At 60.2% G+C, this 26,375-nt stretch carries 21 protein-coding genes; 10 read left to right on the top strand and 11 right to left on the bottom strand.

The genetic code is table 11. The annotated features are described in order from the left end of the window. Positions 1-295: 295 nt before the first annotated feature. Positions 296-1,372, bottom strand: coding sequence for an S-methyl-5-thioribose-1-phosphate isomerase (gene mtnA, locus AF70_RS08960; protein WP_028938972.1), 1,077 nt, complete (start codon positions 1,370-1,372; stop codon positions 296-298). 108 nt (positions 1,373-1,480) lie between these two features. Here mtnA and AF70_RS08955 point away from each other — a divergent pair, with 108 nt between their 5' ends. The 5 genes from AF70_RS08955 (at position 1,481) to AF70_RS08935 (ending at position 6,510) form a co-directional block, all read left to right on the top strand. Next, the gene (locus AF70_RS08955; RefSeq protein ID WP_028938971.1) at positions 1,481-2,815 is read left to right on the top strand and encodes a TRZ/ATZ family hydrolase; all 1,335 of its coding nucleotides are present in this window, start codon (positions 1,481-1,483) and stop codon (positions 2,813-2,815) included. A 71-nt stretch (positions 2,816-2,886) separates the two neighbouring features. Then, a complete protein-coding gene (gene ubiG, locus AF70_RS08950) occupies positions 2,887-3,585 on the top strand; it encodes a bifunctional 2-polyprenyl-6-hydroxyphenol methylase/3-demethylubiquinol 3-O-methyltransferase UbiG (RefSeq protein ID WP_018929858.1) in 699 nt (232 codons plus the stop codon). Positions 3,586-3,589: 4 nt separating this feature from the next. After that, positions 3,590-4,261: an N-acetylmuramic acid 6-phosphate phosphatase MupP gene (mupP, locus tag AF70_RS08945; protein WP_018929859.1), complete on the top strand. Its 672-nt coding sequence runs from the start codon at positions 3,590-3,592 to the stop codon at positions 4,259-4,261. A gap of 207 nt (positions 4,262-4,468) precedes the next feature. Then, on the top strand, positions 4,469-5,209 hold the full coding sequence (locus AF70_RS08940) for a YciK family oxidoreductase (RefSeq protein ID WP_007939907.1): 741 nt from the start codon (positions 4,469-4,471) through the stop codon (positions 5,207-5,209). A 374-nt stretch (positions 5,210-5,583) separates the two neighbouring features. After that, positions 5,584-6,510, top strand: a complete 927-nt coding sequence (locus AF70_RS08935; protein WP_019582591.1) for a GGDEF domain-containing protein — start codon at positions 5,584-5,586, stop codon at positions 6,508-6,510. An 84-nt stretch (positions 6,511-6,594) separates the two neighbouring features. On the opposite strand, the gene AF70_RS08930 is transcribed toward AF70_RS08935, so the two are convergent. The 7 genes from AF70_RS08930 to AF70_RS08900 form a co-directional block, all read right to left on the bottom strand. Continuing rightward, the gene (locus tag AF70_RS08930; protein WP_218584820.1) at positions 6,595-7,356 is read right to left on the bottom strand and encodes a TenA family transcriptional regulator; all 762 of its coding nucleotides are present in this window, start codon (positions 7,354-7,356) and stop codon (positions 6,595-6,597) included. A gap of 77 nt (positions 7,357-7,433) precedes the next feature. Next, complete coding sequence (locus AF70_RS08925; protein ID WP_028938970.1) at positions 7,434-9,893, bottom strand: EAL domain-containing protein; 2,460 nt, start codon at positions 9,891-9,893, stop codon at positions 7,434-7,436. 201 nt (positions 9,894-10,094) lie between these two features. Further along, the gene (locus tag AF70_RS08920) at positions 10,095-11,921 is read right to left on the bottom strand and encodes an ABC transporter ATP-binding protein (protein WP_018929863.1); all 1,827 of its coding nucleotides are present in this window, start codon (positions 11,919-11,921) and stop codon (positions 10,095-10,097) included. Continuing rightward, positions 11,914-12,516 carry a DsbA family protein gene (locus tag AF70_RS08915; RefSeq protein WP_178119830.1) on the bottom strand — a complete coding sequence of 201 codons (603 nt, stop codon included), beginning with the start codon at positions 12,514-12,516 and terminating at the stop codon, positions 11,914-11,916. The genes AF70_RS08920 and AF70_RS08915 overlap by 8 nt, the downstream gene beginning before the upstream one ends. A gap of 36 nt (positions 12,517-12,552) precedes the next feature. Next, entirely contained in the window at positions 12,553-13,494 is a 942-nt protein-coding gene (locus AF70_RS08910; protein ID WP_018929865.1) for a rhodanese-related sulfurtransferase, read from the bottom strand. Positions 13,495-13,597: 103 nt separating this feature from the next. Next, on the bottom strand, positions 13,598-13,897 hold the full coding sequence (locus AF70_RS08905; protein ID WP_007939900.1) for a BolA family transcriptional regulator: 300 nt from the start codon (positions 13,895-13,897) through the stop codon (positions 13,598-13,600). A 12-nt stretch (positions 13,898-13,909) separates the two neighbouring features. Further along, positions 13,910-14,440: a DUF2059 domain-containing protein gene (locus AF70_RS08900; RefSeq protein WP_018929867.1), complete on the bottom strand. Its 531-nt coding sequence runs from the start codon at positions 14,438-14,440 to the stop codon at positions 13,910-13,912. Between the two features lie 192 nt (positions 14,441-14,632). Here AF70_RS08900 and AF70_RS08895 point away from each other — a divergent pair, with 192 nt between their 5' ends. Further along, on the top strand, positions 14,633-16,027 hold the full coding sequence (locus AF70_RS08895) for a class II fumarate hydratase (RefSeq protein WP_028938968.1): 1,395 nt from the start codon (positions 14,633-14,635) through the stop codon (positions 16,025-16,027). 131 nt (positions 16,028-16,158) lie between these two features. Here AF70_RS08895 and AF70_RS08890 read toward each other — a convergent pair whose 3' ends face one another. Further along, a complete protein-coding gene (locus AF70_RS08890) occupies positions 16,159-17,118 on the bottom strand; it encodes a DMT family transporter (protein WP_028938967.1) in 960 nt (319 codons plus the stop codon). Positions 17,119-17,319: 201 nt separating this feature from the next. On the opposite strand from AF70_RS08890, the gene AF70_RS08885 reads away from it, so the two are divergent. Then, positions 17,320-17,523, top strand: a complete 204-nt coding sequence (locus tag AF70_RS08885) for a DUF6316 family protein (protein ID WP_018929870.1) — start codon at positions 17,320-17,322, stop codon at positions 17,521-17,523. 68 nt (positions 17,524-17,591) lie between these two features. Here the strand turns inward: AF70_RS08885 and AF70_RS08880 are convergent, their stop codons facing one another. Continuing rightward, positions 17,592-18,776, bottom strand: coding sequence for a thiolase family protein (locus AF70_RS08880; protein ID WP_019582597.1), 1,185 nt, complete (start codon positions 18,774-18,776; stop codon positions 17,592-17,594). Between the two features lie 105 nt (positions 18,777-18,881). Then, on the bottom strand, positions 18,882-20,405 hold the full coding sequence (gene pap, locus AF70_RS08875; protein ID WP_028938966.1) for a polyphosphate:AMP phosphotransferase: 1,524 nt from the start codon (positions 20,403-20,405) through the stop codon (positions 18,882-18,884). A 320-nt stretch (positions 20,406-20,725) separates the two neighbouring features. Here pap and mnmC point away from each other — a divergent pair, with 320 nt between their 5' ends. The 3 genes from mnmC to ngg all read left to right on the top strand — a co-directional run bounded on the left by mnmC (position 20,726) and on the right by ngg (position 26,355). After that, positions 20,726-22,708, top strand: a complete 1,983-nt coding sequence (mnmC, locus tag AF70_RS08870) for a bifunctional tRNA (5-methylaminomethyl-2-thiouridine)(34)-methyltransferase MnmD/FAD-dependent 5-carboxymethylaminomethyl-2-thiouridine(34) oxidoreductase MnmC (protein WP_028938965.1) — start codon at positions 20,726-20,728, stop codon at positions 22,706-22,708. A 122-nt stretch (positions 22,709-22,830) separates the two neighbouring features. Beyond that, complete coding sequence (locus AF70_RS08865; protein ID WP_019582600.1) at positions 22,831-24,603, top strand: N-acetylglutaminylglutamine amidotransferase; 1,773 nt, start codon at positions 22,831-22,833, stop codon at positions 24,601-24,603. A 3-nt stretch (positions 24,604-24,606) separates the two neighbouring features. After that, complete coding sequence (ngg, locus tag AF70_RS08860) at positions 24,607-26,355, top strand: N-acetylglutaminylglutamine synthetase (RefSeq protein WP_028938964.1); 1,749 nt, start codon at positions 24,607-24,609, stop codon at positions 26,353-26,355. Positions 26,356-26,375: the final 20 nt, after the last annotated feature.

The raw sequence follows: 26,375 nt of genomic DNA, 5'->3' as shown, positions 1-26,375 counted from the left end.
AAGGCAGCCACATCAGGCTACCCTGGAAACCGTCGGATGTTATCACAAGAGCCGCCACGCACCTATCCCCCAGATGCGCATGGAGCATAGTTAGTTGACCGGTGACAGGCTTGAAGGAGACGAGAGGGGCTTAGAGCAGCATCGAATGAAGAATTCAGGCCTGATTCGGGCCTGATTCATTGTGTTTCCGGGCCTCTTCGCGGGCAAGCACGCTCCCACAGGGTTCAGCGGTGCTCACTTATACCTGTGGGGGCGGGCTTGCCCGCGATGGCGTCCTTTCAGGCAATACAGATCATCAATGCAGACGCTTGCGGCACATCAATTGGGCCATTTTCGCAGTGTCCGGGCGCTCGACGATGCCTTTTTCGGTGACGATCGCATCGATCAGGTCGGCCGGGGTCACGTCGAACACCGGGTTGAACGCTTCCACATCCGCCCCCACCCGCTTGCCGCCAACTTCCAGCAACTCGCGGCCATCACGCTCTTCAATAGGAATCTCTTCGCCACTGGCCAGGTTCATGTCGATGGTCGAACTCGGCGCCACCACCATGAAGCGCACGCCGTGGTGCATGGCGTTGACCGCCAACTGGTAGGTACCGATTTTGTTCGCCACATCGCCATTGGCAGTGATCCGGTCGGCGCCGACGATCACCCAGGTCACACCCTTGGTTTTCATGATGTGCGCAGCAGCGGAGTCGACATTGAGGGTCACCGGAATACCCTCATTGGCCAATTCCCACGCAGTCAATCGCGAACCTTGCAGCCATGGCCGGGTTTCGTCGGCGTAGACGCGCTCGACCATGCCTTCGATGAACGCCCCGCGAATCACCCCCAGCGCCGTGCCGAAACCACCGGTGGCCAGTGCGCCGGTGTTGCAGTGCGTGAGGATCGCCTGGGCGTTGCCTTGATGTTTGCGGATCAGGTCGACGCCCAACTGAGCCATGGTCAGGTTGGCTTCGCGATCACTTTCATGGATAGAGATGGCTTCGGCCTCCAGCACCGACAGCGGATCGGCGTGCTCCCTCAGGCGCTCAAGCCGCTCACGCATGCGACCCAAGGCCCAGAACAGGTTGACCGCGGTCGGACGGGAGTCGGCCAGCAGCGCGAAATCCTCTTCCAGCGCCGCTTGCCAGTCGCCACCCTCGGCAAATCGGGCGCGAGCCGCCAGCACCACGCCATAGGCAGCGCTGATGCCAATGGCCGGCGCACCGCGCACCACCATCGAGCGAATGGCTTCGGCCACACCGGCGGCGCTGGTGTAGGCAATCCAGGTTTCCTCGAACGGCAAAATACGCTGATCCAGCAGGTACAGTGCGCCATCACGCCAATCGATGGCCTTCACCTTCTCCGCAGCCAACAGTCGATCGCGCATCCCACACCCCGCACTCATGAACAAAAGCCGCCGATTATAGCGATCCCCCCGCGAAGACGCTCGGGTATACTTCGCCATCCTTTACAAAAGCACTGGAACCGACTCTCGATGCCGACCCCCACCGCTGCGCTCGACCTATTATTGCTGCCGACCTGGCTGGTACCCGTCGAACCGGCTGGCGTGGTCCTTAAAGAGCATGCCTTGGGTATCCGCGATGGTCGTATTGTGTTTATCGGCCCTCGCGCAGCAGCCTTGAAGCTTAACGCAACCGACGTGCGCGAATTGCCGGGCATGCTGCTCAGCCCGGGCCTGATCAATGCCCACGGGCATGCAGCCATGACGCTGTTCCGCGGCCTGGCCGACGATCTGCCGCTGATGACCTGGCTGGAAAACCACATCTGGCCGGCCGAAGCCAAATGGGTCGACGAGGCTTTCGTACGCGACGGCACGGACCTGGCCATCGCCGAGCAGATCAAAGGTGGCATCACCTGTTTCTCTGACATGTATTTCTTCCCGAAGGTCGCCAGCGAACGCGTACATAACAGTGGCATTCGCGCCCAGATCGCCATTCCGATCCTCGATTTCCCGATTCCAGGCGCCAGCACGGCGGATGAAGCCATTCGTCAGGGCGTCGAATTATTCGGCGATCTCAAGCATCACGAACGGATCAAAGTCACCTTCGGCCCCCATGCCCCGTACACCGTGGGCGACGAAAACCTGGAAAAAATCCGGGTGATCGCCGAAGAACTGGATGCCTCGATTCACATGCATGTCCACGAAACCGCCTTCGAAGTGCAGCAGTCGGTAGAGCAGCGCGGCGAACGCCCGCTGGCCCGCCTCGGCCGCCTGGGCCTGCTCGGGCCGCGCTTTCAGGCCGTTCACATGACCCAGATCAGCGATGAAGACCTGGCGCTGCTGGTAGAAAGTAACACCAATGTGATTCATTGCCCGGAGTCGAACCTGAAGCTGGCCAGTGGCTTCTGCCCGGTCGAGCGTTTGTGGCAGGCCGGGGTGAATGTGGCGGTCGGCACCGATGGCGCGGCCAGCAATAATGACCTGGACCTGCTCGGCGAGACCCGCACCGCCGCATTGCTGGCCAAGGCTGTCGCCGGCTCGGCCACCGCGCTGGACGCCCATCGCGCCCTGCGCATGGCCACGCTCAATGGCGCCCGTGCGCTGGGAATCGAAGCGCAAACCGGTTCGCTGGAAGTCGGCAAAGCGGCAGACATCGTCGCGTTCGACCTGTCGGGCCTGGCGCAGCAACCGGTCTACGACCCGGTTTCGCAACTTATATATGCCACTGGCCGCGACTGCGTGAAACACCTTTGGGTCGCCGGCAAACAACTGCTCGACGACCGCCGCCTGACCCGCCTGGATGAAGCGCAACTGTGCGCCACCGCCAAGGCCTGGGGCCAGCGCATCAGCGGCCATACCGAATCGTAAGCACCGAATTGTAAGCACCCTGGACCAAAACCGGGGCAACAGAATTTTTCAAGTTTTAGAGGACTGACACCATGAGCAACGTCGACCACGCCGAAATCGCCAAATTCGAAGCCCTGGCCCATCGCTGGTGGGATCGCGAAAGCGAGTTCAAACCGCTGCACGACATCAACCCGCTGCGGGTCAACTGGATCGACGAGCGCGTCAATCTGGCCGGCAAGAAAGTCCTCGACGTCGGTTGCGGCGGCGGCATCCTCAGCGAAGCCATGGCCCAGCGCGGCGCCACCGTGATGGGCATCGACATGGGCGAAGCGCCGCTGGCGGTCGCGCAATTGCATCAGTTGGAATCCGGTGTGAATGTCGAATACCGGCAAATCACCGCCGAAGCCCTGGCCGAAGAAATGCCTGAGCAATTCGACGTGGTCACCTGTCTGGAAATGCTTGAACACGTTCCGGATCCATCCTCGGTGATCCGCGCCTGCTTCCGCATGGTCAAGCCTGGCGGCCAGGTGTTCTTCTCCACCATCAACCGCAACCCGAAGGCTTATCTGTTCGCCATCGTCGGCGCCGAATACATCATGAAGCTGCTGCCACGCGGCACTCACGACTTCAAGAAATTCATCCGCCCTTCCGAGCTCGGTGCCTGGAGTCGCATGGCCGGCCTGACCGTCAAAGACATCATCGGCCTGACCTACAATCCGCTGACCAAGCACTACAAACTGGCATCCGATGTCGACGTCAACTACATGATCCAGACCCTGCGCGAGGAGTAAGCCGATGCGTATCAGAGCAGTTCTTTTCGACATGGACGGCACCCTGCTCGACACCGCGCCGGATTTCATCGCCATCTGCCAGGCGATGCGTGCTGAGCGTGGTTTGCCGCCGATGAACGACAAGCACATCCGTGACGAGATCTCCGGCGGCGCCAGGGCGATGGTCGCGGTGACTTTCTCGATGGACCCGGAATCGCCGGGCTTCGAGGAGCTGCGCCTGGAATTTCTGGAGCGCTATGTCAAAGGTTGCGCGGTGCACAGCAAGCTCTTCGACGGCATGGGCGAATTGCTGGCCGACATCGAGAAGGCCAACCTGATCTGGGGCGTGGTCACCAACAAACCGCTGCGCTTCGCCGAGCCGATCATGCAGCAATTGGGGCTGGCCGAGCGTTCGGCGCTGCTGATCTGCCCGGATCACGTGAAGAACAGCAAACCGGACCCGGAGCCGTTGATCCTGGCGTGCAAGATGCTCGACCTCGATCCGGCCAGCGTGCTGTTCGTCGGCGACGACCTGCGCGATATCGAATCCGGCCGCGATGCCGGCACCAGAACAGCCGCCGTGACCTACGGCTACATTCATCCGGAGGATAACCCGCGGCATTGGGGCGCGGATGTGGTGGTCGATCATCCAATGGAGTTGCGCCTGGTGCTGGATAGCGCTTTGTGCAGTTGCTGATCTGACTGACAACAGGAAGCATTTGTGGCGAGGGGGCTTGCCCCCGTTCGGCTGCGAAGCAGTCGTAAATCCAGAGAACACGGTCTGGCTGAAGGTAGCGAATGGAGGGCCGCTTCGCGACCCAACGGGGGCAAGCCCCCTCGCCACAATAAGCGCTCTTGCCACAGATGCGATGCATGCCTACGTTGAATTGTTGTGAGGTTTTTTATGTTTGATTATTCCGCCCGTCCTGAATTGCTCAAGGACCGGGTCATCCTGGTCACCGGCGCTGGCCGAGGCATCGGTGCTGCCGCCGCGAAAACCTACGCCGCGCATGGCGCCACCGTGTTGCTGCTGGGCAAGACAGAAGCCAATCTGACTCAGGTCTACGACGAAATCGAAGCGGCCGGGCATCCACAACCGGTAGTGATCCCGTTCAACCTGGAAACCGCCCTGCCCCACCAATACGATGAACTGGCGGCCATGATCGAAACCGAATTCGGCCACCTCGACGGCTTGCTGCACAACGCGTCGATCATCGGCCCACGCACGCCGATCGAGCAGTTGTCCGGCGAGAACTTCATGCGCGTCATGCAAGTCAACGTCAACGCCATGTTCATGCTCACCAGCACCCTGCTGCCGCTGCTCAAACTGTCGCAGGACGCCTCGGTGGTGTTCACCTCCAGCAGCGTCGGTCGCAAGGGTCGTGCGTATTGGGGCGCTTACGGCGTGTCCAAGTTCGCCACCGAAGGCCTGATGCAAACCCTGGCCGACGAAGTAGACACCGTCGCCCCCGTGCGCTCCAACAGCATCAACCCCGGCGCCACCCGCACCAGCATGCGTGCTCAGGCCTACCCTGGGGAAAATCCGCTGAACAACCCGACACCCGAGGAGATCATGCCGGTCTACCTTTACTTGATGGGGCCGGACAGTACCGGCATCAACGGTCAGGCGTTCGACGCTCAGTAATGCCCGTGCGTCGCTTTTGTGCCGCGACGACTTCCCGTCGCGGCATACAAAGCCGGTGATAACTGCAGCTGATTCAAGTCAAATAAATGTCAACATCCTCGACACCATCCTTCGTAACCTCCCCAACCTTGTTGATTTAGAACGCTTTTTAGCCGACTGAACTGAATGGCACGACTTTCGCTCTAATTTTGCTCAGACACGCCGTGTGAAAGCAGACGGGGCAGAGCTTGAGCCGAGAGGTTACTAATCTTCGGCAAAGCGGACTAAACTCGTGCCAAATGTCCTACGGGACTGATGGACCAGTATGACGCGCAGCCCAAAGCCGCTCTCACCCAGCCTGTAAGACAGTCTTACTGTTTAGGGGCTCACGCCATATGAAATCGCCTTCCCAGACCAACGCAATTGACTTCGACAGCGCCAAATTGCAACGCCTGGGCTTTGGTCAGCAGCCTCCCCTTCTGGAGCGGCCCGTCAGTCTTGCGCAATTGCGTCAGGAGCTGGGCCTGCAACTGCAAACCAGTCTTGAGCCGCAACGCATTCTCGGACTTTTCTTCCGTGAAATTCAGCGCCTTGTACCGCTGGATGCCTTGAATTATGAGCATCAGCCCAGCGACTTGCGCCTGCAGTTCGGCCAGCGAGGTCATCATTCGATCAGCTACAGCCTCAGTCATGAAGGCGAGCAATTGGGTGAACTGGTGTTCCGTCGCAATCAGCGTTTCAGCGATGAGGAGCAAGGCCATCTGGAATCGCTGTTATCAGCGCTTCTCTACCCGATGCGCAATGCCCTGCTCTACCGTGCCGCCACCCAAAGCGCCTTGCGCGACCCGCTGACCGACACCGGCAATCGCATCGCGATGGATCAGACGCTGCAACGGGAAATCGAGATGTCGCGCCGACACTCACAGCCCCTGTCGCTGCTGATGCTGGACATCGATCACTTCAAACAGATCAACGACACCTACGGGCACAGCGCCGGCGATGAAGTGCTCAAGGCCGTCGCAGCCTCGATCAAAAGCCAGTTGCGTAACGTGGACATGGTGTTCCGGTTTGGAGGCGAAGAATTCATGATCCTGCTGTCCAACACCAGCCGGGAAGCCGCGGCCATGGTCGGCGAACGACTGCGGTTCGCTGCGCAGGCTCAGGACTATGTAGCCGAAGGCAAGGCCATCGAACTGACGGTCAGCCTGGGTTGCTCGACCCTGCTGCCCGGCGAGTCTGCCGAGAGCCTGTTGCGACGAGCCGACAGTGCGCTGTATGTGGCCAAGCGCGAGGGGCGTAACCGGTTGGCGATGGCGGGCTGAGTCAGCCCATCAAATGCGTGGCGAGGGGGCTTGTCCCTTCGCCACACAGGCTAGCTCCTACAGTTGTTTTGTGTAGCCTTCGGATCAGCTCTCGGCCAACGCCATCCGCTCACGGACTACCGGGGCTTTTGCTGCCAGTTCCAACTGCATGCATCGCTCCAGGAACAGGTACATGTAGTCGTAACTTTTGCAGACCGCCTGGCGCAATTCCATTTGCAGGGATTTGCTCGGGTTCAGCCCCGCCAGGGTGCAGATGATTTCCAGCGCTTCCCAAGGATGGGCATCGTCGTACTGGGCGTGCATCTTCAACCACTTCATGGCCCGCTTGCGATCTTCCTCGGGGAACGATGCCGCATAGACGCCACTGGAACAGACCAGCGCCGACCACTCCCCGGTAGCACCCTCGATGGCATAGTTGGTGGCGGCGATAGCCACGATCAGCGAGTCCGACGAACTGGTGTGCCAGCACCAGTGACTCAAGGCGTGAAGTTCAGGGGCAACCTGTTGCGCCTGCAGATCTTCCAGGCTGATGCCGTGAGCACGGCTCCAGTGCACCCAGTAATCGGCATGGTTCAGTTCGACGCGAATATTGCGCATCAGCCAGCGACGCGCCATGTCTTCGCCAGGGTGGCGTGCAAAACGGGTCTTGGCCAGGTTCTGTGCCATGTATAAGGCGAACTGTTCGACCACCGGCCAGCCACCAATGAGGTACTGACGCATGGTTTTTGCGCTGAGCTTGTTATCGCGCATCCGCTGGTACAGTTCATGTTCGACGACGCGGCGCTTGCTCTCGCTGCAATCCTGAATCAATTGCTGAGCCCAGGCGGGGTAACTTGCAGCTTCCATGAGGGGTCCGGTTCTGTTGAATGTGTCGATCACTGTCGCGCTCCTTTTGATTGTGATTTTCAGATCAACAAGAGATTTCAACGGAACGTGCCGGGCGCCTTGAATAACAAAGGCCGTGGCCTGGCAGGACGACTTTGTAAACTGTCGCAGGTAAACAGATGCGGGCGTTCAATCAGATACCCTTGAGCGTAATCCACCCCGATCTCCAGCAATGCCTGCTCGATCTGAGGTGTTTCAACGAACTCGGCAATCGTACGCTTACCCATGACATGCCCGATGTGATTGATCACTTCGACCATGGCGCGGTTAATCGGGTCGTCCAGCATATCCTTTACGAAACTCCCGTCGATCTTCAGGAAGTCTACAGGTAAATGTTTCAAGTAAGCGAATGAGGACATACCGGCGCAGAAGTCATCTAATGAGAAGTGGCAACCTAAGCCTTTGAGTTCATTAATAAATCTAATTGCGCTAGGCAAATTGGAAATCGCACTGGTTTCTGTAATTTCAAAACAAATCATTTCAGGTGGAATTGAATATGCAACAAACTGTTCACGAAGGAAGTCCAGAAACGCCTCATCTCCGATAGTAATACCTGACAGATTTATCGCACACATGGCCAGCGGCTCTTCGCCCTCTTGGGCGATGGCCTGGGCAATGACCTTGAAAACGTTCTCCACCACCCAGCGGTCAAGCGACGTCATCAAACCATAACGCTCGGCGGCCGGAATGAAACTGTCCGGTAGAATCATGCGCCCGGCTTCGTCATGCAGGCGCAGCAGGATTTCGATATGTCCGCCGTCCCGCTCGCCAAGACCCAGAGGCGCGATTTCCTGGGAGTAGAGGCAAAAGCGGTCCTCCTCCAACGCCATGTGCAGGCGTTGCACCCAGGCCATCTCACCATAGCGCAGGGACAGTTCCGAATCGTCGGCGTGATAGACCTGAACCCGGTTGCGGCCCTTTTCCTTGGCCATGTAACAGGCCATATCAGCGGCTCGCAGCGAGGCTTCGAGGGTGGCCGGACTCTGAGTGACGTGCACCAGACCAATGCTCACCGTGGTCACGAACGGCCGGCCTTTCCAGACAAAATGCAGGTTCTGCACAGTCTGGCGCAGGACTTCGGCAATTTTCTCAGCCGCTTCCGGCGCACAGTTTTCCAACAGAATGCCGAACTCGTCACCCCCCAATCGGGCCAGGGTGTCGCCTTCGCGCAATCCTGATTGCAGCAACGCACAAATATGCCGCAACAACTCATCGCCGGCAGCATGACCGCAGGTGTCGTTGACCAGTTTGAATTGATCCAGATCGAGGAACATCAAGGCGTGACGTCCCGCTTGTCGCATCAGGCCATGCAGGGCCTGTTCCAGGCGATATTCGAATTCGCGGCGGTTGGCCAGCCCGGTCAAGGCGTCATGGGTCGCCTGCCAGGACAGATTGGCGATGTACTGCCGCTCTTGGGTCATGTCATGCAGCACCAGCACGGTGCCACTGACCTTGCCCGCATTGCGGATCGGCGCACCGACCAAGGTGACCGAAACCGTGCTGCCATCCAGTCGCTGGATCAGTTTGGAATGTTCGCTACCGCCACTGAGCTGGCCGCTCAAAATGTGTTCGATCAAGGTAAAACCGTCGGCCTGAGCGTTCTCGTCCAGTAGATTGAACAGCGCCGCCAATGGCAACCCCGTCGCCTGTTCGGCCTTCCAGTGAGTCAAGGCCTCGGCGGCCGGGTTCATGTAGGCAATCGCGCCCTCGACGTCGGTGGTGATCACCCCGTCGCCAATCGATTGCAGGGTGATCTGCGCCCGGTCTTTCTCCAACTGCAAGGCATCGGCGAAGGCATGGCGTTGTTCGAGCAGTTTGTGGGTACGCAGCAAGGCCAGCACGATCAGGCCCAGCGCTGTGGCGAGGTTCGTCGCCAGCAGCAGCCGGAGAATCATGCGCGAGCCCTCGCCCAAGGCATCGCTGAACGCTTTGGCAGGGGGCGTCACGCCATCGTTGATGGCCAAAATCTGCGCCTTCCAGTGCTTGATATCGGCATCGGTGGCCTGGTTATCGACGATACCCTGATGCATTTCCCGCGCGACGTCATCGAGCCGCACCAGGTACTCGTCACCGATCGTCCAGAGTTCGATGGCTTTTTCCAGGTAACTGAAATGCCGGAAATTGAGGTACAGCCAAATCAGGCTGGGGACGTCGTCCGGGTGATTGCCGCCCTTGAGAATCGCGAGCCGCGCGGCCTCGATATTCGGTGGCTGATGATCCAGCGCCATACGCAACTCATGGCCGCCCTGAGGCACGGCAATCGCGTTCTGGTATTTGAGAAAAATCGTCTCGTCGCGACTGTCGGCGTAGAGATTGAGGTAATAGATGGCGTCTTTCTGGCCCTTGGACCACAGGCTCTCACCGCCGACGTAGCCACGAACCGCTGAAAGAACGTAAAGACTGACGCCGCCCAACAATGCCTGAAACAACACAACGGCGATAAATGGCCAGACGATGCCCAACAGCCGTGGCGTTCCGAGAGTCCGTTTTTGCTTCATGAGGTCCCTTGCATAAGCATTGCCGGATGAACACCCAAATAAATCCCGCACCTGACAGCACAGACTAGGCTAATTTCCGACACTTCGAATCATCGAGCACACCACTGCAATCCGATTGTCTGGCCAGACAGAGCGCAAAAAACGCCAAAATTGAATTCCTCGGGACCGCTCAAACACTAAGCGCAGAAAACCGTACAAAGTTCAAGGTCGTTGAATTTGCTGCAAATGCCCATAAAGCTTGGCGTACAAACCACCATCGGCAATCAACTGCTGATGGTCGCCATCCTCGGCAACCTGCCCGCCATCGAACACCAACACTCGATCGGCCTGCTTCACGGCCGACAATCGGTGCGCAATGATCAACGTGGTGCGGTGGCTCAAGAACCGCGCCAGCGCCTGGTGCAGGTTGTACTCAGTGGCCGCGTCCAGTGCGGACGTGGCTTCGTCGAGGATCACCACTTTGGGCTCGGCCAACACCATTCGGGCAATCGCCAGGCGTTGACGCTGCCCGCCGGATAAACGCACACCGGATCGCCCGACGATACTGTCCAGACCGTTGGGCAATGCACGCACCGTGTGGTGCAGCTGAGCAATTTCCAGTGCCTGCCAGCAGGCTTCGTCACTGCGTTCGCGGCCCATGGTCAGGTTGGCGCGCACGGTGTCGTTGAACAGGGCGGGATGTTGCAGGACCACGGCGACATTTTCGCGCACAGTTTCCAGGCCGATTTCTTGCTGAGTCGAACCACCGAAACGGATGGTCCCGGCCAGCGGCGTGTACAGGCCCAACAGCAACTGCACCAGAGTACTTTTGCCCCCCCCGCTGGCGCCGACAATCGCGACTTTTTCACCGGGGGCAATCGACAGGTTCATTTGGTTCAGCACCAACTCGTCGCCGTAGCCGAAACTCAGCCCCTGCACTTCGATGCCCACCGTGTCGCGCCCTTGGAACGGATCGACACTGCCGGTGTATTGCGGCTCGTCGGCACGGGCCAGCAACTCGTTGATCCGCGACAGCGCACCACCAGCGGCATAAAAGGCGTACTGCAGATTGAGCAGTTGTTCCACCGGACCGATCATGAACCACAGGTAGCTGAACACCGCCAGCATCTGGCCGATGGACAGGTCGGAAAACAGCACGGTGAGCATGGCCGCGGCGCGGAAAATATCGATGCCGAACTGGAACAGCAAACCGCTGGCCCGGTTCGATGCATCGGTTTTCCACTGCGAGCTCACCGCGTAATCGCGCACTTCCCGCGCTCGCTGCCCCAACCGTCCGAGGAAAAAACCCTGACGATTACCGGCACGCACTTCCTGGATAGCGTCCAGGGTTTCGGTCAAGGCTTGGGTGAAGCGTGAGGTGCTGTCGTTCTCGAGCTTCTTCAGATGTTTGACCCGCTTGCCCAACTGCACCGTGGCGTAGATCACCAGCGGGTTGAACAGCAGAATCAGCAGCGCAAGTTTCCAGTGCATCCACATCAGGATCGATGCGGTGCCCACCAGCGTCAGCATCGCCACGAGGAAACGACTGAGGGTTTCGCCGACGAATTTGTCCAGGGTATCCAGGTCGGTGACCAGGTGCGTGGTCACCGTGCCGCTGCCCAGGCTTTCGTATTCGCCCAGCGAGATGCGCTTGAGCCGGTCGATCAACCGCACCCGAATCCGATACACGATGTCCTTGGCCAGCGCCGCAAACAATTTCGCCTGCACCACGTTGAACAACAACGCGGCGCAACGCAGCGCCAGGGTCACCAGCAGCATCAGGCCGATATAACCCGCGGCTTTCTGCCAGACGTCGGGCAGCGCGTGGTTCATGACTTTCAGCGCAACGTCACCGTGGCCCAGCAGCACTTCGTCCACCAGCAACGGCAACAGCAACGGGATCGGCACGCTGCACAGCGTTGCCAATACCGCAACGCCGTTGGCGATCCACAGGGATTTTTTATGATGAAGGGCCAGGCGGCGGATTTCCGCCCAGCTCAGCCGATCGACACGTTTGGGAGCTGCTGCATCATCGGGCAGATCATGCACAGGCAGCGCGCTCCAGCCAGCGGCCGAGCAACGGTGACAACTCGCTCAGGGGCTGATAGCCATTGGTCAGCAGCGCCAATTGACCATTGCGCTCTGCCAGCAAGGTCGGGAAACCGGCAATGCCCAAGTCCTGGACCCAAGTGAAATCGGCGGCGGTCGCAGCGTGCTGATCGGCACGATCGAACGCTGCGGCAAACTCGATGCGCGGCAAACCGGCCTGCTCCGCCAGCTCCACCAACACGCTGGCACGAGTGACATCGCGACCTTCGGTGTAGAACGCATGCTGGATCAGCCCGAGCAGTGTCCAGGCGCAATCCGGCGCCAGGCTGCGCGCGGTCACCAGCGCCCGACAGGCAGGCTCGGTGTCGTAGACAAACCCGTCGGGCAACGCGCCTTCAAATTTGAACGGCTGGCCGGTGGCCTCGTGAACCGCCTGCCAGTGCTCAAGAATGTAGCGCCGGGTGGTCGGTTCCAGCGCCGCGCCACTGCCGGTGCGCAAACCACCCACCACCAGATGCAACTCCACACCCGCCGCCTGCGCCTGCTCAACCAGCGCTTTGGCCACCGGAGCGAAGCCCCAGCACCAGGAACACATCGGATCCATCACATAGAGCAGGCGTGCAGACATGGTTCAAGCCTCGGAAGCGGATTGCTTGTAGTTGTAACCGATCGGGTGCGGCATGTTGCGCGCCTTGGCCAGTTCGATCTGCTTCTGCCGGTCGATGGCACTGCGACGGGTTTTCTCGCTCAGCTTATCCCAGCAATGCGGGCAACTGATGCCGGCCACATAGTGCTCGGATGCGCGGTCTTCAACGCTGACGGGCGTACGACAGGCATGACATTGATCGTAGTCGCCTTCGCTGAGATCGTGACGAACGGTCACGCGGTTATCGAACACGAAACAGTCGCCCTGCCATTTGGTTTCTTCCTGCGGCACCTCTTCGAGGTACTTCAGGATGCCGCCCTTGAGGTGATAAACCTCGTCGAAACCCTGGCTGAGCATGTAGCTCGACGCCTTCTCACAGCGAATGCCGCCGGTGCAGAACATCGCGACTTTCTTGTGCACGGCCGGGTCGAAGTTGGCTTTGATGTAGTCGGGGAATTCGCGAAAACTGGTGGTCTTCGGATCGATGGCGCCTTCGAAGGTGCCGATCGAGACTTCGTAGTCATTGCGGGTGTCGATCAACAGCACTTCCGGATCGCTGATGAGCGCGTTCCAGTTCTGCGGATCCACATAGGTGCCGACCTTTTTGTTCGGGTCCACGCCCTCAACGCCCAGGGTGACGATTTCTTTCTTGAGTTTGACTTTGGTGCGGTAGAACGGCTGTTCGTCGCAGTACGACTCTTTGTGGTCGATGTCGTCCATGCGCGGGTCGTTCTTGAGCCAGGCCATCAGCCCGTCGATGCCTTCGCGGCTGCCGGACACGGTGCCGTTGATGCCTTCTTCGGCGATCAGCAGCGTGCCTTTGATGCCGTTGTCGATCATCGCTTGCAGCAGTGGCTCGCGCAGATCAACGTAATTTTCCAGGGTGACGAACTTATACAGTGCCGCCACGACAATCTGTTGTGTCATGGGTAATTCTCCAGGTGGCTACCCTCGTAAGGGGTGAACCGGATGCGAAAAAAAAACGCGCCGGGTGAGCGGCGCGTTGCGGATTCTAGCAAAAAACCAAGGGTTAATGCTTGCTGCCGCCAGCACAGGTCGGCGAGGCCGGAGCCGCGTCGATCTGCGCCCATTCCTCAGGCGTGTAGGTATGCAGCGCCAACGCATGGAACTCGCCCATCAGTTCGCCCAAAGTGCCGTACACCTTCTGGTGACGCTTGACGCGATTGAGCCCTTCGAACTGCCGGCTGACCACCACCGCCTTGAAGTGGGTCTGCAACCCACGGCTGTGCATGTGGCTTTCATCCAGTACTTGCAGGTGCTCGGGCTGCAGCAGCCCCAGCGTCGATTCGATGCGTTGTTGCATGGTCATACCCGGCTCCGCTTAAGGCTTTTTCTTGGCTGCAGGAGCAGCGGCGCCGGCTTTAGGATCCAGCTCGTTAGTCATGTCAGCCAGCAGTTTGTTGACCACAGGCACCGCGCTTTCCAGCTTGGCTTGAGTCATCTGGGCCGACTGCTGAGTCAGCTGCGGCATTTTTTCCAGGACTTTCTTACCCAGTGGCGACTGGTAGAACGCCACCAGATCCTTGAGCTCGGATTCGCTGAAGTTGGTGGTGTAGAGCTTGACCATGTCCGGCTTCAGCTTGTTCCAGCCAATGGCTGCGTCCAGCGCTGCGTTGGCCTTGGCCTGATAAGTTTCCAGAACGGCTTTCTTCGACTCAGGGGCTTTGGTCTGTTCAAAGCGCTGAGCGAACATTTGCTGCACTTGCATGTACACCGGAGTGCCCAGTTTGTCAGCGTGCGCCAGGGTCAGGAAAGCTTCGGCACTGGCGTTGTGGCTGGCGGTATCGGCAAAAACCTGGCCGCTGGCGCAAACCAGTGCAACCGCGGTACAGATGGCACGAAGACGAGTCATCGAGTTTCCTTTTCTAGCAGGCGAGGTATAACCCCAAGGGCGACCATTCTGCGCCTAAAAAAGTGTGTCGCTCAACCCCAAGCCTTGTCGCGACTGATTTAGAGGGGTTGAACGGTCAAATTCCAGACTGATGGAACCACGACCGGCGATCACAGCCTAAACTGCGCTATCAGACCTACAGGAGTGTGCATGATGAGCCGTATCGAAACCGACAGCCTGGGCCAGGTGGAAGTCCCGGATGACGCTTACTGGGGCGCTCAGACGCAACGCTCGCTAATTAATTTCGCCATTGGCAACGAACGCATGCCGCTGGCTGTGTTGCATGCCCTGGCCTTGATCAAGAAAGCCGCGGCACGCGTCAACGATCGTAATGGCGACCTGCCCGCCGACATCGCCCGCCTGATCGAACAAGCGGCCGACGAAGTGCTCGACGGCCAACATGACGACCAGTTCCCGCTGGTGGTCTGGCAGACCGGTAGCGGCACCCAGAGCAACATGAACGTCAACGAAGTGATCGCCGGTCGCGCCAACGAACTGGCCGGCAACCCGCGCGGTGGCAAGAGCCCGGTGCACCCCAACGATCACGTCAACCGTTCCCAGAGTTCCAACGACTGCTTCCCCACGGCCATGCACATCGCGACGGTTCAGGCGGTGCAACAGCATTTGCTGCCGGCGATCGCTGAGTTGTCCGGCGGTTTGGCGGAGCTGTCCGCGCGGCACATGAAACTGGTCAAGACCGGTCGTACCCACATGATGGACGCCACGCCGATTACATTCGGTCAGGAACTCTCGGCGTTCATCGCACAACTGGATTACGCCGAGCGGGCGATCCGCAGCGCGTTGCCGGCGGTCTGTGAACTGGCCCAGGGCGGCACCGCGGTCGGCACCGGATTGAACTCACCCCACGGTTTTGGCGAAGCGATCGCCGCCGAACTGGCCGCCCTCTCCGGCCTGCCGTTCGTCACCGCGCCGAACAAATTCGCCGCACTGGCCGGTCATGAGCCACTGACCACGCTGTCCGGCGCCCTGAAAACCCTCGCCGTGACCCTGATGAAAATCGCCAACGACCTGCGCGTGCTGGGCTCCGGACCACGAGCCGGGTTTGCCGAGGTGAAACTGCCGGCCAACGAGCCGGGCAGCTCGATCATGCCTGGCAAGGTCAACCCGACCCAGTGCGAAGCGTTGTCGATGCTGGCCTGTCAGGTGTTGGGCAACGACGTCGCCATCGGTTTTGCCGCCAGTCAGGGGCACCTGCAATTGAACGTGTTCAAACCGGTGATCATCCACAACCTGCTGCAATCGATCCGCTTGCTGGGCGACGGCTGCAGCAACTTCCAGCAGCATTGCATCGCCGGCCTGGAACCGGATGCCGAGAAAATGGCCGAGCATCTGGAACGAGGCTTGATGCTGGTGACGGCGCTGAACCCGCACATCGGCTACGACAAATCAGCCGAGATTGCCAAGAAGGCCTACAGCGAGGGGCTGACACTGCGTGAGGCGGCGTTGAAGTTGGGGTATCTGACCAATGAAGAGTTCGATACGTGGGTGAGGCCGGAGAATATGCTGGAGGCAGGTGCCAAGGGCTGAGTTCTCTAGCGCCCGACAGTCAGTCATCGCGGGCAAGCCACGCTCCCACAGGATTTGTGTCAATCACAACACCCGTGAGCGACCCAAAACCTGTGGGAGCGTGGCTTGCCCGCGATGAACGATAACGCGGTCTAACTGGCTGCCATCCGCACCCGCCGTGCCCTGAGCCCGGCGATCAACGATGGCCCCAACGCCACCAACGCCGACCCGAGCACCACCAGCACCGCCCCGCCATAACCCAGACTGTTGATCGTTTCGGCATGCACAAAGTCAGGCCACAACCAGGCCGCCACGGCCACCGCGGCAAAAGTCACCAGCGGTGTGATCGCCAGCGTCGCGCTGACCCGCGAAGCTTCCCAATGGGCCAAGGCTTCGGCGAAGGCACCATACGCGATCAGGGTATTCAAGCAGCACGCCAGCAGCAGCCAGCCTTGCAGCGGGCTCAGTTGCAGCGCTTCCAGCGGATGCACCCATGGTGTCAGCAACAGCGCGCAGAACAGGTAAATCACCATCATCACCTGCAACGAATTCCACACCGTGAGCAGCTGCTTCTGGCCCAAGGCATAGAAGGTCCAGACCGTCGACGCCAACAGCACCATCAGCACACCCGCGGTGTAATCGGTCAGGGAGGTGAGCAACTCGCCCAAGCGCTGATTGAAGAACAGTGCAAAGCCGATCAGCAGCACCAGCAGGCCAATCCCCTGCCCCACGCTGAAACGCTCCTTGAACACGAACAGACTGGCGATCAGCAACATGATCGGACCCATTTGCACCACCAGCTGCGCGGTGCCGGGGCTGAGCAGGTTCAGGCCCATCAGGTACAGCACGTAGTTGCCGACCAGTCCGAGTACCGCCATCAACACCAACCAGCCACCGCGCGGGCCGAGGACTTTGCGACTCGGCAAGCGTCTGGTCGCCGCCAGATATATGAACAGGCACCCGCCGGACACCATCAGGCGAAACCAGGTCACCGTTATCGGGTCCATCACCAGCAGCACTTGCTTGAGTTTGATCGGCAGAATTCCCCACAACAACGCGGTCAGCAAGGCCAGGAATAAACCGTACACCCAGCGACCCGATGAAATATGCATGCTGACCCCGAAGCCCGTTGACGAGAACGGTCATTCTAGGCTCAGACCGGGGCGCGACACAGGGACAGTTGCCCACGGGCCGCAAATGAAACTGTGCAGGTCGTACCATGACATTGACGGGATGCCGTCGATCAGCTCGCCAGGCGTTGCAAAGGGTTCATGCATAAGCTCATTGAAACCGCCCTCTGCAGGAGATCGCCCATGTACGGCATGCGCGCCCAGGACACCGCCCCCACCACGCACTTTCGCTGTGACCGGTTGTGTCGTGTCAATGGGGAGTTGTATTTCACCACCCGGGAACAGACCCTGGAGGGGCCGTTCGATAATGCGGCGACGGCCGAGAAGGAGATCCAGGCTTATATCGAGCGGATGCAGGTTTTGAGCATGAACATGTCATCGAGGTGACTGCTTCGCGGGCAAGCCTCGCTCCCACGGGATAGCATGGGCTTGCCCGCGAAGGCGACCTCACGGAATTAGCGCACCGCCTCAAACAACCCCGTAGCCCCCATCCCACCGCCCACGCACATGGTGACGATGCCGTAACGAAGGTTGCGTCGCTGCAACTCGCGCACGATGTGCCCGACCTGACGCGAACCGGTCATGCCGAACGGGTGGCCGATGGAAATCGAGCCGCCATTGACGTTGTATTTGTCGTTGTCGATCTCCAGCCGGTCGCGGCTGTACAGGCATTGCGAGGCGAACGCTTCGTTGAGCTCCCACAAATCAATGTCGGCAATCTGCAACCCCTTGGCCTTGAGCAACTTCGGCACCGAGAACACCGGGCCGATGCCCATCTCGTCCGGCTGGCACCCGGCCACGGTGAAACCGCGAAAGAAGGCTTTGGGCTTGAGCCCCAGCGCCAGGGCTTTTTCCAGGCTCATCACCAGCGTCATCGAAGCACCGTCAGACAGCTGCGACGAGTTGCCGGCGGTCACCGAGCCGTCTTCGGCAAATACCGGTTTCAACCCGGCCAGGCTTTGCAGGGTGGTGTCGGGGCGGTTGCAGTCGTCGTGATCGACAATGCCGTCGAGGATCTGCACTTGGCCGGTGGTCTTGTCTTCAACGCGATACTTCACCGCCATCGGCACGATTTCATCGTTGAACAACCCGGCGGCCTGCGCCAGAGCGGTACGTTGCTGGCTTTGCAGGGCGTACAGATCCTGCTCTTCACGGCTGACGCTGTAACGACGCGCGACGATCTCGGCCGTCTGGCCCATGGGGAAATAGATACCTGGCACCTGCTCTTTCAGCAGCGGGTTGATCAGGTGGTCGGTGTTGACGCTTTTCATGGTCAGGCTGATCGACTCGACACCGCCGGCGACGATGATGTCGCTGCAACCGGAAGCGATCTGATTGGCGGCAATCGCGATGGCCTGCAAGCCCGACGAACAGAAGCGGTTAAGGGTCATGCCACCCGTGCCGATGCCCAGGTGCGACAGCACCGCGACGTTGCGACCGATGTTGTAACCCTGGGCACCTTCGTTGGAACCGGCGCCGACGATGCAATCCTCGACGCTGGCCGGGTCGACGTCATTGCGCGTGAGCAGCGCGTTGACACAGTGGGCCGCCATGTCGTCGGGACGGGTCATGTTGAACTTGCCGCGAAAGGATTTGGCCAGGCCGGTCCGCACGCTGTCGACGATCACCACTTCACGCATGGCATACACCTCATTGTTGTTGTCAGTCGGGAGTTGGACCGAGCATAAGTCCGACTCATGACTGACCGCGACAATCATTCACCCCGCGTATGCGTAACCATCGGCTCAGCGCTTGCGCTTTTGCAGTTTCTTCTCCCGTTTGTCGGACTTTTCGAATGCTGCTTCCAGCGCCTCATTGAGGGTGCGCAATACCTTGACCCGCGCCCAGCGCTTGTCGTTGGCTTCCACCAGGGTCCAGGGCGATACCTCGGTGCTGGTGCGGTCGACCATATCGCCAACCGCAGCGCGGTAATCGTCCCACTTGTCGCGGTTACGCCAGTCGTCTTCAGTGATCTTGAAACGCTTGAAGGGGATCTCTTCGCGCTCCTGGAAGCGCTCCATCTGAGTCTGTTTGTCGATGGTCAGCCAGAACTTGACCACGATCACCCCGGCATCGTCGAGCTGCTCTTCGAAGTCGTTGATCTCGCTGTAGGCACGCAACCAGTCCGCCTCGCTGCAAAAACCCTCGATGCGCTCCACCAGCACCCGGCCATACCAGGAACGATCGAACACAGTGAATTTTCCCCGCGCCGGAATATGCCGCCAGAACCGCCAGAGATACGGCTGCGCCCGTTCTTCTTCGGTAGGCGCGGCGATCGGCACGATGTTGTACTGACGTGGGTCGAGTGCCGCGGCCACCCGACGGATCGCCCCGCCCTTGCCTGCCGCGTCGTTGCCCTCGAACACCGCGATCAACGCGTGACGACGCATGCGTTTGTCGCGCATCAGCCCGGAAAACCGTGCCTGCTCGGTAATCAGTTGCTCTTCGTAATCGTCCTTGTCCAGGTTCAGGGTCAGGTCCAGGCTGTCGAGCAGATTCACGTGATCGACGCTGGGAGACAAGGGCGCGGCACTGACTTTGTGCGGGTGAATCCTGGGTCTCTTGAGCGCGCTCTGCAGGCCCTCGAGCAGAATCTTGCCGACCGCCAGGCTGCGATAACGCGCATCCAGGCCAGCAATCACGTGCCACGGCGCGTAGTCGCGGCTGGTGCGGCGCAGTACCCGTTCGCCGTACTTCACGAACTTGTCGTAGGTCGCGGATTGTTGCCAGTCCAGCGGGCTGATGCGCCAGCTGTGCAGCGGATCGTCGTTCAGCGCCTTGAGCCGCGCTTTCATTTGTTTCTTGGAGAGGTGAAACCAGAACTTGAAGATCAGCGCGCCTTCGTCGCACAACATCTTCTCCAGCCGTTCGGCGCCGTTGATGGCTTGATCGAGTCGCGGATCCTTGAACAAACCATGAACCCGCCCTTGCAGCATCTGGCTGTACCAGTTACCGAAGAAAATCCCCATGCGCCCCTTGGCTGGGAGCATCCGCCAGTAGCGCCAGGCGGGTGGTCGAGCCAGCTCTTCGTCGGTCTGCTGGTCGAAGGTGCGGACCTCGATCAGGCGCGGGTCCATCCATTCGTTGAGCAACTTGACCGTCTCGCCCTTGCCGGCCCCTTCGATGCCGTTGATCAAAATGATCACTGGAAAACGGTGTTGCTGCCGAAGTTCGAACTGCGCTTCGAGCAAGGCTTCACGCAGGGCCGGCACTTCGGCTTCATAGGTTTCTTTGTCAATGGCATGACCGATTTCGGCGGATTCGAACATGGAGACACTCCTTCCAGGATTGAGCAAGACTAGCGGATTGGCGTCTCATGCGTAGGACAAATCCATCCTTGAGACTGATACGAACCCTGTGGCGAGGGAGCTTGCTCCCGCTGGACGGCGAAGCCGTCCCGATATCAGAAAACATGTACTCCGGTGCTACATAGACAACCAACTTGCGGCTGCTTCGCACCCGAGCGGGAGCAAGCTCCCTCGCCACAAAACGACGATTCTCCCTGCCCCCCGAATGTGGCACTTGCCACGGATCAAGCACCACCGTGGCGATCGGCTAGAATGGCGGTCTTGCCGTTGCCGAGCCTGCCATGAAACCTGTATTGCCCCACGCCCAGCTCGACTGGGACGACCAAGGTCGCCCGCGTTCGCGGGTGTTCGATGATGTGTACTTTTCCGACCAGTCGGGCCTTGAAGAAACCCGCTACGTGTTTCTGGAGCAAAACGATTTGCGCGACCGCTTCGCCGCATTGCCGGCGGGTGGGCGACTGGTGATTGGCGAAACAGGTTTCGGCACCGGACTGAATTTTCTCTGTGCCTGGCAGTTGTTCGAACAGCACGCAGTGGCCGGTGCGCGGCTGCATTTTGTCAGTGTCGAAAAATACCCGCTGAGCACCGCCGATCTGCAACGGGCCCTGGCGTTATGGCCGGATCTCAAGCCGTTCGCCGATCAATTACTGGCGCAATACGTGGCGATTCATCAAGGTTTCCAGCGGCTGGTGCTGGGCAATGGCCGCGTCACCCTGACGCTGCTGATTGGCGATGCACTGGAGCAGTTGCCGCAACTGGACGCGCAGATCGACGCCTGGTTTCTCGACGGTTTCGCCCCGGCGAAAAACCCCGACATGTGGACCGCCGAACTGTTTGCCGAACTGGCGCGTCTGGCGGCACCCGGCTCGACCATCAGCACCTTCACCAGCACCGGCTGGGTACGCCGCCTGTTGAACGCCGCAGGCTTCAAGATGAAACGCACGCCAGGCATCGGTCACAAGTGGGAGATCCTGCGGGGCACCTTTCTTGGCTGGCCTGAAGAGACCGCACCACCTGTCGCGACTAAACCCTGGTTCGCTCGCCCAACTCCGCCGACCGGCGAGCGCCACGCCCTGGTAATCGGTGCCGGGCTGGCCGGTTGCGCCAGCGCCGCCAGTCTCGCCGCGCGGGGTTGGCAAGTGAGCCTGTTGGAGCGCCACGAAGCACTGGCGCAGGAAGCCTCGGGCAACCCTCAGGGTGTGCTGTACCTCAAGCTTTCGGCCCACGGCACCGCGCTGTCGCAATTGATCGTCAGCGGTTTTGGTTACACCCGGCGCCTGCTGGAACAATTGCAGCGCGGCGTCGACTGGGACGATTGCGGGGTCTTGCAACTGGCCTTCAATACCAAGGAAGCCGAGCGTCAGGCGCAATTGGCCACGGCCTTTCCGCCAGGCCTGGTACACCTGCTCGATCAACCGCAAGCACAGGCCCGGGCCGGCATCGAACTGGAGCACGGCGGCCTGTTCTTCCCCGAAGGCGGCTGGGTTCATCCTCCTGCGTTGTGCCAGTGGCAGGCGTCTTCAACGAACATTCAGTGGCTGCCCCATCGCGAGGTGCTGGAACTGCGCAAGGTGGAGGATCAATGGCAGGCCTGGGACGGCGAGACACTGCTGGCCAGCGCGCCCGTGGTGATTCTGGCCGGCGCCGCCGAGATCAAGCGTTTTCCCCAAAGCGCCGAGCTGCCGCTCAAACGCATTCGCGGCCAGATCACCCGACTGGCGCAAACCCCTGAAAGCCAGAGCCTGGCGACCGTTGTCTGCGCCGAAGGCTATGTGGCGCCTGCTCGTCTGGGCGAACACACGCTTGGCGCCAGCTTCGACTTCAAGAGTGATGATCTGACCCCGACCGTCGCCGAGCACCTCGGCAACCTGGCGTTGCTCGAAGAAATCTCCACCGACCTGGTCACCCGCCTGCATGTTCAAGACCTGGACCCGCAGCAGCTTGAAGGGCGCGCGGCGTTCCGCTGCACCAGTCCCGATTACCTGCCGATCGTCGGACCGTTGGCCGATCAGGCCAGCTTCGCCAATGCCTATGCCGCGCTGAGCAAAGATGCCCGGCAAGTGCCCGATGTGCCCTGCCCGTGGCTTGATGGGTTTTACGTCAACAGCGGCCATGGTTCTCGCGGTTTGATCACCGCGCCATTGTCCGGCGAACTGTTGGCGGCCTGGCTTGAGAACGAGCCTTTGCCCTTGCCCAAAACCGTGGCCGAGGCCTGCCATCCCAACCGTTTTGCCTTGCGCCAGTTGATCCGCGGAAAAGTCTGATCCATAGACTTATAACTTATCGGTCTAAAACTCCAGGGATTCACATGGGTCAGTTTTCGGGTACCCGCCGTTTTGGCGAGGTATCGATTGACCCTCCCCAACGGAAAAACCGGTAAGGACTTATGTGCGGATTAGCTGGAGAATTACGTTTCGACCATCAGCCTGCAGACCTCGCAGCCATTGAACGAATCACCCATCACCTGGCCCCTCGCGGCCCTGATGCGTGGGGCTTCCACAGCCAAGGCCCGATTGCCCTGGGCCATCGGCGCCTGAAAATCATGGACCTGTCGGACGGCTCGGCGCAGCCGATGATCGATAACCAACTGGGCCTGTCCCTGGCCTTCAACGGCGCCATCTACAACTTCCCGGAACTGCGCACCGAGCTGGAAAGCCTCGGTTATGCCTTCTACTCCGGTGGCGACACCGAAGTGCTGCTCAAGGGCTATCACGCCTGGGGTGAAGCGCTGTTGCCCAAGCTCAACGGCATGTTCGCCTTCGCCATTTGGGAACGTGACGCCCAGCGTCTGTTCATCGCCCGCGACCGTCTCGGTGTGAAGCCGCTGTACCTGTCGCGCACCGGCCAGCGCCTGCGCTTTGCCTCGGCATTGCCGGCATTGCTCAAGGGCGGCGACATCAACCCGATCCTCGATCCGGTGGCGCTCAATCATTACCTGAACTTCCACGCGGTGGTCCCGGCCCCGCGCACCTTGCTGGCGGGCATCGAAAAACTGCCCCCGGCGAGCTGGATGCGTATCGAAGCCGACGGCACCACCGAGCAGAAAACCTGGTGGACCCTGCCCTACGGCCCACATGCCGACGAACTGAATCTGACCCTCGAAGACTGGCGCGATCGCGTGCTCGACAGCACCCGTGAAGCGGTGGCAATCCGTCAACGGGCGGCGGTGGATGTCGGTGTGCTGCTGTCCGGTGGTGTCGATTCGAGTCTGTTGGTGGGGCTGTTACGCGAAGTCGGGGTCGAAGACTTGTCGACCTTTTCCATCGGTTTCCAGGATGCCGGTGGCGAGCGTGGTGATGAATTTCAGTATTCGGACCTGATCGCCAAACACTACGGCACCCGGCATCACCAACTGCGTATCGACGAACAAGAGATCATCGAGCAACTGCCGGCAGCGTTCCGCGCCATGAGCGAGCCGATGGTCAGCCATGACTGCATTGCCTTCTACCTGCTGTCCCGGGAAGTGGCCAAGCATTGCAAAGTGGTGCAGAGCGGCCAGGGTGCGGACGAATTGTTCGCCGGGTATCACTGGTATCCGCAGGTGGACGGCGCGAGCGATCCGTATGCGGCATATCGCGATGCGTTTTTCGACCGCAGCTATGCCGACTATGCCGCCACAGTGCAGCCGAAATGGCTGACAGCCAACGATGCCGCCGGCGACTTCGTGAAGGAACATTTCGCACAGCCCGGTGCCGACGCGGCGGTGGACAAAGCCCTACGCCTGGACAGCACCGTGATGCTGGTGGACGACCCGGTCAAACGCGTCGACAACATGACCATGGCCTGGGGCCTGGAAGCGCGCACGCCGTTTCTCGACTATCGCCTGGTGGAATTGTCGGCGCGGGTGCCGGGCAAATTCAAACTGCCGGATGGCGGCAAGCAAGTGTTGAAAGAAGCGGCGCGGCTGGTGATTCCCAGTGAAGTGATCGACCGTAAAAAGGGTTACTTCCCGGTCCCCGGCCTCAAGCATTTGCAGGGCGACACGTTGAACTGGGTACGTGAACTGCTGCTCGACCCGAGCCAGGATCGCGGCTTGTTCAATCCCGCCATGCTCGACCGCCTGCTGACCGATCCGCAAGGTCAACTGACCCCGTTGCGTGGCTCCAAGCTGTGGCAATTGGCGGCCCTGAACCTGTGGCTCAGTGAACAAGGAATCTGATCGATGAAACCCCACGCCACGGTTTACAGCCAACGCCTGTTGCGCGGTCAGGCACCCTCCTACGAACGCTTGCAGGCACGCCTGGCCGAAGACGGCAGTGCATTGAGCGCCGCGCCCATCGCCGTGCATTGCGGTTGGGGCCGGTTGCTGATCGGCCATACCTTTCCCGATGCGGCGAGCCTCGCCCAAGAGTTGCTCAATGAGCAGCCCGGTGAGCGGGACATCGCCTTGTACGTCGCCGCCCCCCAGCAAGTGCTGGGGCTGGAACCGGCGCAACTGTTTCTCGACCCGTCCGATACTTTGCGCCTGTGGTTCAGCGATTACCGTCAGGCCACCCGGGTGTTTCGCGGTTTTCGCATTCGTCGGGCGCAAAGCGAGGCGGACTGGCAGGCGATCAATCAGCTGTATCAGGCTCGCGGCATGCTGCCGATCGATGCAGGTTTGCTGACGCCCCATCATCAGGGCGGCCCGGTGTACTGGCTGGCGGAAGACGAGGACAGCGGCGCGATTATCGGCAGCGTCATGGGCCTCAATCACCACAAGGCATTCAACGATCCGGAAAACGGCAGCAGCCTGTGGTGCCTGGCGGTGGATCCGCAATGTTCCCGCCCAGGCGTCGGTGAAGTGCTGGTGCGGCACTTGATCGAACACTTCATGAGCCGTGGGCTGAGTTACCTGGACCTGTCGGTGCTGCACAACAACCGTCAGGCGAAGAGTCTTTACGCCAAGCTCGGTTTTCGCAACTTGTCGACCTTTGCGATCAAGCGCAAGAACGGCATCAACCAGCCGTTGTTTCTCGGCCCCGGCCCCGAAGCCGAGTTCAATCCGTATGCGCGGATCATCGTCGAAGAGGCTCATCGGCGCGGTATTGAGGTGCAGGTGGATGACGCGCAAGCCGGTCTGTTTACCTTGATCCACGGCAGTCGTCGGGTGCGTTGCCGCGAATCCCTGAGCGATCTGACCAGCGCCATCAGCATGACCTTGTGCCAGGACAAAAGCCTGACTCACAAGGTGCTGAAAAACGCCGGCCTCAAACTGCCCGCCCAACAACTGGCGGGAAGCGCGGACGACAATCTGGCGTTTCTCGACGAGCACGAACGGGTGGTGGTCAAACCGCTGGACGGTGAACAGGGTCAAGGGGTGGCGGTGGATTTGCGCAGCATTGAGGAGGTCCAGCAAGCCATCGAAAACGCTCGCGCATTCGACAGTCGAGTGCTGCTGGAAAGTTTTCACGAAGGCCTCGATTTGCGGATTCTGGTGATCGGCTTCGAGGTGGTCGCAGCTGCCATTCGCCGGCCGGCGGAAGTGGTGGGCGATGGTCAGCATTCCATCGGTGCGCTGATCGAAGCCCAGAGTCGTCGCCGTCAGGCGGCAACCAGCGGCGAAAGCAAAATCCCGCTGGATCAGGAGACCCAACGCACCTTACAGGCGGCGGGTTATGACTACGCCAGCATTCTGCCGGCCGGCGAGCACTTGTTCGTACGGCGCACGGCGAATCTTCATACCGGCGGCATCCTTGAAGACGTCACGGCGATTCTGCATCCAGCCTTGGTGGACGCGGCGGTGCGCGCGGCGCGAGCGCTGGATATTCCGATGGTCGGGCTCGACCTGATGGTTCAGGCCGCCGACCAGCCGCAGTACGTGTTTATCGAAGCCAATGAACGCGCCGGCTTGGCCAACCATGAACCGCAGCCGACGGCCGAGCGGTTTGTGGACTTGTTGTTTGCGCATAGTCAGCCGGCAGTCCCTTAGTGATGTGTTGTCTGTACCAA

The organism is Pseudomonas sp. KD5 (assembly GCF_012932895.1).
Taxonomy (GTDB): Bacteria; Pseudomonadota; Gammaproteobacteria; order Pseudomonadales; family Pseudomonadaceae; genus Aquipseudomonas.
This window is presented reverse-complemented; position numbering and strand designations above follow the sequence as displayed.

Excerpts from the sequence above, each read along its gene's own strand:
- mtnA (WP_028938972.1), bottom strand. The coding sequence starts at position 1,372 with ATGCGCGATCGACTGTTGGCTGCGGAGAAGGTGAAGGCCATCGATTGG.
- AF70_RS08955 (WP_028938971.1), top strand. The coding sequence starts at position 1,481 with ATGCCGACCCCCACCGCTGCGCTCGACCTATTATTGCTGCCGACCTGG.
- ubiG (WP_018929858.1), top strand. The coding sequence starts at position 2,887 with ATGAGCAACGTCGACCACGCCGAAATCGCCAAATTCGAAGCCCTGGCC.
- mupP (WP_018929859.1), top strand. The coding sequence starts at position 3,590 with ATGCGTATCAGAGCAGTTCTTTTCGACATGGACGGCACCCTGCTCGAC.
- AF70_RS08940 (WP_007939907.1), top strand. The coding sequence starts at position 4,469 with ATGTTTGATTATTCCGCCCGTCCTGAATTGCTCAAGGACCGGGTCATC.
- AF70_RS08935 (WP_019582591.1), top strand. The coding sequence starts at position 5,584 with ATGAAATCGCCTTCCCAGACCAACGCAATTGACTTCGACAGCGCCAAA.
- AF70_RS08930 (WP_218584820.1), bottom strand. The coding sequence starts at position 7,356 with ATGGAAGCTGCAAGTTACCCCGCCTGGGCTCAGCAATTGATTCAGGAT.
- AF70_RS08925 (WP_028938970.1), bottom strand. The coding sequence starts at position 9,893 with ATGAAGCAAAAACGGACTCTCGGAACGCCACGGCTGTTGGGCATCGTC.
- AF70_RS08915 (WP_178119830.1), bottom strand. The coding sequence starts at position 12,516 with ATGTGTTCCTGGTGCTGGGGCTTCGCTCCGGTGGCCAAAGCGCTGGTT.
- AF70_RS08910 (WP_018929865.1), bottom strand. The coding sequence starts at position 13,494 with ATGACACAACAGATTGTCGTGGCGGCACTGTATAAGTTCGTCACCCTG.
- AF70_RS08905 (WP_007939900.1), bottom strand. The coding sequence starts at position 13,897 with ATGACCATGCAACAACGCATCGAATCGACGCTGGGGCTGCTGCAGCCC.
- AF70_RS08900 (WP_018929867.1), bottom strand. The coding sequence starts at position 14,440 with ATGACTCGTCTTCGTGCCATCTGTACCGCGGTTGCACTGGTTTGCGCC.
- AF70_RS08895 (WP_028938968.1), top strand. The coding sequence starts at position 14,633 with ATGAGCCGTATCGAAACCGACAGCCTGGGCCAGGTGGAAGTCCCGGAT.
- AF70_RS08890 (WP_028938967.1), bottom strand. The coding sequence starts at position 17,118 with ATGCATATTTCATCGGGTCGCTGGGTGTACGGTTTATTCCTGGCCTTG.
- AF70_RS08885 (WP_018929870.1), top strand. The coding sequence starts at position 17,320 with ATGTACGGCATGCGCGCCCAGGACACCGCCCCCACCACGCACTTTCGC.
- AF70_RS08880 (WP_019582597.1), bottom strand. The coding sequence starts at position 18,776 with ATGCGTGAAGTGGTGATCGTCGACAGCGTGCGGACCGGCCTGGCCAAA.
- pap (WP_028938966.1), bottom strand. The coding sequence starts at position 20,405 with ATGTTCGAATCCGCCGAAATCGGTCATGCCATTGACAAAGAAACCTAT.
- mnmC (WP_028938965.1), top strand. The coding sequence starts at position 20,726 with ATGAAACCTGTATTGCCCCACGCCCAGCTCGACTGGGACGACCAAGGT.
- AF70_RS08865 (WP_019582600.1), top strand. The coding sequence starts at position 22,831 with ATGTGCGGATTAGCTGGAGAATTACGTTTCGACCATCAGCCTGCAGAC.
- ngg (WP_028938964.1), top strand. The coding sequence starts at position 24,607 with ATGAAACCCCACGCCACGGTTTACAGCCAACGCCTGTTGCGCGGTCAG.